This is a genomic window from Mesobacillus boroniphilus JCM 21738 (assembly GCF_000517385.1).
GTDB classification, from domain to species: domain Bacteria; phylum Bacillota; class Bacilli; order Bacillales; family Cytobacillaceae; genus Mesobacillus; species Mesobacillus boroniphilus.
Window position 1 is genome coordinate 1 of the sequence record NZ_BAUW01000150.1, and the last position, 5,181, is coordinate 5,181.

At 44.3% G+C, this 5,181-nt stretch carries 8 protein-coding genes and 1 pseudogene; 2 read left to right on the plus strand and 7 right to left on the minus strand.

Annotation, left to right across the window (positions count from 1 at the left end; all coding sequences use genetic code 11):
* Positions 1 to 120: 120 nt before the first annotated feature.
* Positions 121 to 276 (minus strand): RAxF-45 family protein, encoded by a 156-nt coding sequence (locus tag JCM21738_RS26895; RefSeq protein WP_279380321.1) that lies wholly within the window; start codon positions 274 to 276, stop codon positions 121 to 123.
* 452 nt (positions 277 to 728) lie between these two features.
* Between JCM21738_RS26895 and JCM21738_RS20845 the strand changes: the two genes are divergently transcribed.
* Positions 729 to 923: a hypothetical protein gene (locus JCM21738_RS20845; RefSeq protein ID WP_023625769.1), complete on the plus strand. Its 195-nt coding sequence runs from the start codon at positions 729 to 731 to the stop codon at positions 921 to 923.
* A 33-nt stretch (positions 924 to 956) separates the two neighbouring features.
* On the opposite strand, the gene JCM21738_RS20850 is transcribed toward JCM21738_RS20845, so the two are convergent.
* The 5 genes and pseudogenes from JCM21738_RS20850 to JCM21738_RS20870 form a co-directional block, all read right to left on the minus strand.
* Positions 957 to 1,139 (minus strand): hypothetical protein, encoded by a 183-nt coding sequence (locus JCM21738_RS20850; protein WP_023625770.1) that lies wholly within the window; start codon positions 1,137 to 1,139, stop codon positions 957 to 959.
* 18 nt (positions 1,140 to 1,157) lie between these two features.
* Complete coding sequence (locus tag JCM21738_RS20855) at positions 1,158 to 1,790, minus strand: response regulator transcription factor (protein ID WP_023625771.1); 633 nt, start codon at positions 1,788 to 1,790, stop codon at positions 1,158 to 1,160.
* Positions 1,783 to 2,828: pseudogene (locus JCM21738_RS26900) on the minus strand (sensor histidine kinase). The gene JCM21738_RS20855 and the pseudogene JCM21738_RS26900 overlap by 8 nt, the downstream one beginning before the upstream one ends.
* Positions 2,825 to 3,559, minus strand: coding sequence for a cell wall-active antibiotics response protein LiaF (gene liaF, locus JCM21738_RS20865; protein WP_023625773.1), 735 nt, complete (start codon positions 3,557 to 3,559; stop codon positions 2,825 to 2,827). The pseudogene JCM21738_RS26900 and the gene liaF overlap by 4 nt, the downstream one beginning before the upstream one ends.
* A 136-nt stretch (positions 3,560 to 3,695) precedes the next feature.
* On the minus strand, positions 3,696 to 4,340 hold the full coding sequence (locus tag JCM21738_RS20870; protein ID WP_023625774.1) for a PspA/IM30 family protein: 645 nt from the start codon (positions 4,338 to 4,340) through the stop codon (positions 3,696 to 3,698).
* 71 nt (positions 4,341 to 4,411) lie between these two features.
* On the opposite strand from JCM21738_RS20870, the gene JCM21738_RS26905 reads away from it, so the two are divergent.
* Positions 4,412 to 4,537: a hypothetical protein gene (locus JCM21738_RS26905; RefSeq protein ID WP_023625775.1), complete on the plus strand. Its 126-nt coding sequence runs from the start codon at positions 4,412 to 4,414 to the stop codon at positions 4,535 to 4,537.
* Between the two features lie 96 nt (positions 4,538 to 4,633).
* On the opposite strand, the gene JCM21738_RS20875 is transcribed toward JCM21738_RS26905, so the two are convergent.
* Entirely contained in the window at positions 4,634 to 4,978 is a 345-nt protein-coding gene (locus JCM21738_RS20875; protein WP_023625776.1) for a lmo0954 family membrane protein, read from the minus strand.
* Positions 4,979 to 5,181 lie beyond the last annotated feature (203 nt).

Genomic DNA, 5,181 nt, shown 5'->3' on the forward strand with positions numbered 1-5,181 from the left:
CGCTAGTGTAGTTTCCTAAACAACAAAAAAGCCAGGGGCAGATGGCTCTGCCCCTGGCTTTTGGATTCCGTGAATGCAAAGAGGGACTAGCCTGCCCTCCACATTTACCGAAACTTTTTCCTAAGCGGGAAAAGAGATGATCTTATCGTTTGTATTTGATATTGAGCTGTTGAAAAAGGACATACGTATCCCGTTGGCAGCTGCAACAGCAAATTTTGCACAACAAAAATAAAGGAACTCATTCCAAAATCCGCGTACAAAAACAGTCTTGATCATCTCTCCTCACCTCCGTTCAATAATAGTTAGTTTTATTTTACAATCGCATAATTAGTTTAGCAAGTTTTTCCTGAAACGTTCCTGGAATGTAATATTTCTTTCCTGGTGTAGAAACCTCGCATATAAAAATAGGACTTGTTCCCGGTCTCTTAATCAAATGGAAAAACCGGGCACATAAAAATCCGATATGTTACCGGTCTCGTGATTATCTGGAAAAAGCTGATTCCCTAAAGCGAGGAAGGAAAAAACGGACGCTTAATCTGCCGCGGTTACTGCTTGCCAGTGTCTCATTCAGTCATTAATCATTGTTAATCAAACGTTTGATTAAATCTTGTTCAGTCCTGCCACACTGGACTTTTCTCAATTTTTCCCATACTGATTATCTTTTGGTTAAAGCGTTTAAGCAAGCTTGGACCGCGGGTAATGGATAACTAACGAAGGAGTGGGTGACAATGCTTAGACAACTGGAACTTTCTGATTACCAGCTCTGGATGTGCAAAAAGATAAAGGAAAAGTTAGCTGAAAAGCATAACTATATAAATAGTGCTTCCCGTTATCCAAATGAGTTTGAAGAACGGGAAGTAATATCCATAGCGTTAAGCGAAATGCTTATGAAATTAGATGTAATCGATAAGAAAGCAAATTAAGTTTCGCAAGGGGCCACTGGCCTCTTTTTTGTTTTATCGATTCAAATGATCCTGAGTCGGATCCTTCTTTCTCAACTCCGCGAGGATTTCAGTCAATAATGATTCCTGTCTTTTCGTGCTTGTGACCATCATGACAAAAAGCACAATTAGAACGATTGGCAATCCGATTGACAACAATACTCCAAAAAGACCGAACAAACCGAATAACGGCTCCATAGAGAGAACCTCCCTTTGTTATTTTACGATTGAATGTCTGAATGCATAGATGACTGCCTGTGTTCTGTCCTGCACCTGCAGCTTGCTTAAGATATTGCTGACGTGCGTCTTCACTGTTTTCAGTGCGATGAATAGTTCCTCGGCGATTTCCTGGTTTGTCTTTCCTTCTGCAATCAGCTTCAAGACTTCCATCTCGCGCTCTGTCAGCTCTTCGTGCAGCTCAACATTGTTTTTCCGGCGCATTTTCATCATCATCTTGCCCGTCACTTCCGGCTCAAGCACAGGCTGCCCTGAGTATGTGACCCTTACAGCTTTAGCAATTTCACTGGCTTTCGATGTTTTCAGCATATAACTTGTCGCTCCGGCTTCAAGCGCAGGATATACTTTTTCATCATCAAGGAAACTGGTTACGATGATGATTTTAGCTTCCGGCCACTGCTCGATGATCTGTTTTGTCGCTTCGATTCCGTCCATTTCTTTCATGACCAGATCCATGAGAATAATATCCGGCCGCAGCTCAAGTGCCAGCTCAACACCTGTCTTTCCATTATCCGCCTCACCGATAACCTCAATATCCGGCTGGGCCGATAAATAAGACGAAACTCCAATCCGCACCATTTCATGGTCATCCACAAACACAACTTTAATCATTCTTCTCACCTGCCACCACTAATATTGGAACCTTGACCTCAAGCCTGGTCCCTTTATTTTCTACACTGACAATCTTCAATGTCCCGCCGATTTCCCCGGCACGTTCATGCATATTCTGGAGGCCATATGATCCTGCTTTTGTTTCTTCTACGTTAAAACCGAGCCCATCATCGACAACTCTTAAAATCACCTTGTCGTCACGCTTTATCAACAGCACTTCCAGCTGCTCCGCTTTCGAATGGCGAAGAGTGTTCGAGACCGATTCCTGAAGGATGCGGAATAAGTGGTCCTCTACCCCTTTATCCAACGGGAATGGCTCCACCTTCCACTTGATATTCATGGTGACTTTTTGTCTTAATTCGATTAATAACTCCTCGATTCCTTCCTGCAGACTTTTCCCTTTCAAGGCAACAGGGCGGAGATGCAAAAGCAATGCCCTCATTTCGAGCTGCGATTGATGGATCATTTCCTCGACCATCTTCAATTGCTTCGCTTCTCGTTCCTCGGAAGGCCCCTTTTTTTCATTGATCGCAGACATCAGCATCGATGCCGCAAATAGCTGCTGGCTGACCGAGTCATGCAGTTCACGTGCCAGCCTGTTGCGCTCCTGAGAAATGATTTCCTGAATCCGCGACTCCTGCTCTTCAGCTTTTTCAGTCGCCAGCCGCTGTGACAGCATCGCTTTTTCAGAGATTTGCTTATGCAGCTTGCTGGCTCTTTTCGAAATCGAAGAAATTTCTGCGTATGCCTGATTGAGTTCAATTTCGGGCTCCTGGCCTTCCTCCAGCTGAAAAAGCCAGTTGTCGACCGTCCTGAATTGCTTTCGCCAGTATGTCCCCGACGCCAGTCCAAAAGCGACGCCTAACACGACACTAATACTGAAGGTGAATATGATGAAAGGAATATCCATCAGTCACGGTTCCACAAATCAGAAAGCCTGGCAACCGGAAAAACAAGCACAAAAGACAAAGTCACCGCTATGAATAAAATAATCCCGAGGGTCAATCCCCATAAGATTTGGCGCATGGCAGTCGTCATATGCGTTTCACCTCGATATTACCGACAAGCATCGAAGTAAAAATCTTAACCTTTTGCTCAGCTTCTTCATAGCCTGGAGTCTGCACATACAGACTCTGGTTCAGCACCCTTCCTTCCTCATGCTCAAATACTTCAGCAGAGCCAATAACTGACGAATGGCGGAGGGTGACCTCTAAATCATATGGCACATACACTTTTACATTGCCAATGATGTTACGGATGAAAATGACGGTTTCTCCCTTTGGCAGCACCGTCAGGCTTAAATCGATCACACTGTCGCCAATCCCGGCCTGAATGTTGACATCGTTCCACTCATACACATGAGAAGGCGTTTCCTGATGGCCAAACAAACGATTTTTAAATAAAGGAGGCTTTTCGATCAGCATCTCATCCCTGAGCTCCTTTTCAGGCTCCTGTAAAACTGGATTGATCACTTCTGGTTTCTTTTTCGACTTTGCAAATTGATAGGCAAGATAGATCAACACCGCCAACAAGAAAAACCTGAACGTCATCATGCTGAATACACTGCTCAGGAAAAAGAACAATCCTGCCCAGAACAACAGCTTCCCGGATTTCTTCGGCATTAAAGAGCGCCCAAAGTAAACCATCGCTCCGCTGGCAAGAAGGGAGAATATCAGTCCTTCGTTAAAAAATGAAACTTCGAGCAAAAGCAATATAAGTCCAGTAATCACAATCCAGCTGACATAATCATTTTTCATGTTGTTCAACATGCTGTCTCCTCCCTTCCTTGGGATTCATTTTAAAAATGGAATTTAAGATAGAGGATTTTTAATATGAAGTCCTTTTGAGGTGGTATCCAAAAGGCGCAGCTGCCTGCGCCTCTTTTAGAATACCATGTTTTTCCTATTAAATAGTATGCGATTCTTTATTTTTAAACTCTTTTTCCAACTGGGCAATCCTGCTGTCAATTGTATTTCGGTTATAGCTGTTATTTACTTTCTCCTCGAGTTGGTCAAGGTAGGTTTCCATATCTGCGAATCTTGAATCTGCTTTGTCAGAGTATGAATTGTTATCGAGCATCTGATCCATCCGGTGATGTGCTCGTTTCACATTTTCACGGCCCATCAATTCAAGGCGGCGGATGAGCATATCTTTCAGCTTATGGTTCATCTCTTCGTACTTTCGCTCGAGTTCAAGCTGCTGTTTGGCCGCATTTTCCATCGCTTCCTTCAGCCTGGCAGCTCGCTCTTCATACTGCTCCTGCTCCTGCTGTGCAAACTCCTGGAGATCATTTTCACCGGCTCTCATCGCTACCTCAGATTGATACTTCCGTTTTTCTGCCATTTCTAGAGCTTGCTGATGCTCACGTGCAAACTGTTCCTTCAACTGTCCCTGGCGCTCAAGCAGCTTTCTAACCTTTTCTGTTTCGTTTTCACATTCACGAAGATACCGGTTCAAAAGCACGATTGGATTTTTCCTTTCCTTCTGGTCAAGTGCCTCGTGTAAGTCTGCCATTACCGTGTTTTTAATTCTTGTTAATAGATTAGCCATTTGGTAATCTCTCCTTTTTTGATAAGCGCAAGCGCCTTGGTCAGCCCCGACAAGCGCTGGAGGGCCGACCAGTGAAGTCGTTCTTCATTGGGCGGACCGAAATCGAAAAGTATAGCCGACTGCTCAGAAACGCAGAAACTGGAGACTCCGACAAAGAAGCGCTTTTTGCTTCTGCCGACGGAGTTGAAGTTTCGTAGTTTCTAGGAGGCGAAACTAGACAAGCGACTCGAGGGGCTAGGCGCTGGAGCTAGATAGTTTTCAAATTGAAGTACATACATTCTTTTTTTGTGGATTTATTTGTTATTCATTTGTGCCCATTGCTTTTCGAAGTTGACGAAAGGATCGCTTTCTTCGCGGATTGCTTCTTCTCTTTTGTCCCAGTTTTTATACACAAGGTACAGGACATAAGCAGCTGCAATACCCAGGATGGCCGGGACGTTAGAAGCAGTTGCCATCAGGATGATGAAGCCTGCGATTCCCCAGCCGATTTTTGATGCGGTCGAATCTGTCTTTAAAAATCGCTTGACGACGAAGTAGAGTACCAGCAAGCTGATCCCAAGTCCGACGAGCGGGCCAAGGTTTGAAATCAGGACCATGGCTGCAATGAAGCCGGCAACAAGTAAACCAATTTTTTTCATGATTAATTCCTCCTTATCTCTTATGGTTACATCTTACCTTTCTCGCAAAAAATCCATAACGTGCCCGAGCTTGATTTTGGAGTAGGGCTTGAGGCTTAGTATGGCGCAGGACTGGTCGGCAGTGGCATTCATAGGCTAGAGTTGGAGTCGTTGTTCCTTTTTCTCTGCGCTCTCTGATAAACCAAATCTTCAGAACAAAAAGC